Raw genomic sequence first — 2,824 nt, 5'->3', positions numbered from 1 at the left:
GTAGAACTTGACATCGCCGAAGTAGTTGGCCGGCGTGATGTTGCCGCTGAGCACATAGCTGGGCGGGCCGTCCAGCGCCGAGGCCGGGCTGGTGGGCCTGGTGGTCAGCGTGGGGGTGTACTTGCCGTTGGCGTCCTTGTTGAGCACGGCGATGGTGGGCGCCGCGGCCGTGGTGTCGGCGCCCGGGTACTCGGGCGCGCAGGCGCAGATCAGGTACTGGTGGTTCAAGAACGAGCCGCCGAACGCACCCTGGAAGAAGTTGTCGGCCAGCACGTACTGCTGCGCCAGCTTGTACATGGCCGACTGGCTGGTGTCGAAGTGGCCCATGGTCAGACCGCCCGCGTCCGACCAGGCGGCGAACATGTCGTTGGCGCCGCCATCGATCTGCATCTGGTTCTCGAAGAACCGGTGGTACAGGTCGCGCGTGACGGTGCTGGTGGTGAGCGTGGCATTGGCGCTGGCCTGGAAAGCCGTCTCGATCGAGAAAGGCGCGTTGGCCAGGCCCGCGCTCTGCGCCTGCGTGACCACGGGCGTCACGCCACCGGCGGTCACGCCGCCCCAGGTCTGCGGCAGGGTGGCCAGCACGCTGCCGTTGCGGTCCTTCTGCGGCACGTAGGCAGAGGTCAACTGGCCGTTGGCGCCGTACAGGCTGCCGAGTCCGTTGGCGCCCGGGAAGTTGCCGTACAGCCCGTCGAAGCTGCGGTTCTCGGCGTAGATGACCACCACGTTCTTGACCTTGGCGCGCAGGGCGGTGGTGGTGTCAGGACCGTCGCTGCCGCCGAAGCAGGCGCTCAAGGCCAATGCGGTCAAGGGTGTCGCGAACAACACGAGGCGGTGGACCAGGGGGCGGCTGTGCATGGTGGCGTGTGCAGGAAGTTGGCGGAAGGCTGCAATGCAGTCTTCAGAGCCTCCATGACAGCGGAGTTACATGCGCGGCCGCCACGACCACAACCCGCACCTGTACAGCGGAGCGACAGGTTGGCGGGCCTGTATGACGGCGATGTGTCATGCCGATGCCATCGGCTGCTTCTACAAACGGGTGGTGTTCATCCAGAGGGCCGGGCCGGTGAGATTCGTAGCGATGGCAGTGCAGCTGGTGCTGCTGGTGGCGGGCGCGTGGTGGGCGCCGTGCTCGGCCGCGCCGGCCGACCAAGCGCAGCCCTTCTACGGCACGACGTTCGAGCGCCAACCCACGGCGGCCGAGCTGACCGAGCTGGGCCGGCGCCTGTTCAACGAGCCCGCGCTGTCGGCCTCGCGGCGCATGAGCTGCGCCAGCTGCCACAGCCCGCTGCATGGCTACGGGCCTGCCAATGCCTTGTCGGTGCAGCTGGGCGGGCCCGATGGCCGCCAGCAGGGTTTGCGGGCGGTGCCTTCACTGCGCTACCGGCAGGCCACGCCGCCCTTCAGCGAACACTTCAACGACACCGATGGCAACGACGGCATCGACCAGGGGCCGACCGGCGGGCGCACCTGGGACGGGCGGGCCGACTCCACACACGAGCAGGCCGCGCTGCCGCTGCTGTCGCCGCTGGAGATGGCCAATCACGACACTGCCCAGGTGGTCGCCCGTCTGGCGGCATCGCCCAGCGCGGCGGACTTTCGCCGCACCTTCGGGCCGCAGGTGCTGGCCCAGCCCGACAAGGCCTGGAAGGGGCTGCTGTGGGCGCTGGAGGTGTTCCAGCAGAGCCCGGCCGACTTCTACCCCTACAGCAGCCGTTACGACGACTTCCTGCGCGGCCGGGCGGACCTGAGCGCCGCCGAGCGCCGCGGGCTGGCGGTGTTCAACGACCCCAACAAGGGCAACTGCTTCCAGTGCCATCCGGGCGCCATCAAGCGCGGGGTGTTTCCGGAGTTCACCGACCATGGGCTGATCGCCCTGGCCGTGCCGCGCAACCGCCGCATCGCCGCGAATGCCGACCCGGCCTTTGTCGACCTCGGCCTGTGCGGGCCGCTGCGCACCGACCTGAAGGACCATCCCGAGTACTGCGGCCTCTTCAAGACGCCCAGCCTGCGCAACGTGGCGGTGCGCCAGGCCTTCTTCCACAACGGCGTGTATCACCGGCTGGAAGACGCGGTGCGCTTTTATGCCGAGCGCGACGTGCACCCGGCCCGGGTGTACCCGCGTGGCCCCGCTGGCCGCGTCCATCGCTTCGACGACCTGCCGGCGCGCTACCGCGACAACGTCAACACCGAGGCGCCGTTCGGGCGCGGCCCGCACGGGCAGGCCCGCCTGACGGAGGCGGACGTGAAGGCCCTGGCCGCCTTTCTGCGCACCTTGACCGATGCCGACCTGCTGGCCGTGGCGCACTGAGCCAGCCCGCGCGGGCCGGCTGCCAGGCGTTCTTCAGCTGCCGATCACCGCCATCCGGTACTGCAGCGCCTCGGCCATCTCGGTCATGCCGATGGTGTCGGCGCCGGCCAGGTCGGCCAGGGTGCGGGCCACGCGGAGGGTGCGGTGCAGGCCGCGGCCTGACCAGCCCAGCCGCTCGGCGGCGCGCTGCAGCAGGGCGCTGGCGGCGGCGTCGGGCGCGCAGTGCAGCGGCACCTCGGCCGGGCCCAGGTCGGCATTGATGCAGCCCTGGCGGGCCCGCTGGCGCTCGCGGGCCGCGGCCACACGCGCGGCCACCACGGCACTGGGCTCGCCTTCGGGCGCCTGCATCAGCTGCGCGGGGGCGATGGCCGGCACGTCCACCTGCAGGTCGATGCGGTCCAGCAGCGGCCCCGACAGCCGGCCCTGGTAACGGGCCACCTGGTCGGGCGTGCAGCGGCAGGCGCGCAAGTGCCCGGCCGGCGCGCCCAGAAAGCCGCAAGGGCAGGGGTTCAT

Annotated in this window: 3 protein-coding genes; 1 reads left to right on the top strand and 2 read right to left on the bottom strand. The window is 70.7% G+C overall.

Annotated elements, in window-relative coordinates:
* The coding region (locus ABNT58_RS29525) for an alkaline phosphatase family protein (RefSeq protein WP_348756916.1) at positions 1–858 on the bottom strand (858 nt) is incomplete at its 3' end.
* Between the two features lie 223 nt (positions 859–1,081).
* Here ABNT58_RS29525 and ABNT58_RS29520 point away from each other — a divergent pair.
* Positions 1,082–2,311: a cytochrome c peroxidase gene (locus tag ABNT58_RS29520; RefSeq protein WP_348756917.1), complete on the top strand. Its 1,230-nt coding sequence runs from the start codon at positions 1,082–1,084 to the stop codon at positions 2,309–2,311.
* Between the two features lie 33 nt (positions 2,312–2,344).
* Here the strand turns inward: ABNT58_RS29520 and ABNT58_RS29515 are convergent.
* The coding region (locus tag ABNT58_RS29515; protein WP_348756915.1) for an ATP-binding protein at positions 2,345–2,824 on the bottom strand (480 nt) is incomplete at its 5' end.

Origin of the sequence: uncultured Aquincola sp., assembly GCF_964001545.1 — a bacterium.
GTDB lineage: Bacteria > Pseudomonadota > Gammaproteobacteria > Burkholderiales > Burkholderiaceae_C > Aquincola.
The sequence above is the reverse complement of the archived record's forward strand: the minus strand, read 5'-3'. Positions and strand labels throughout refer to the sequence as shown.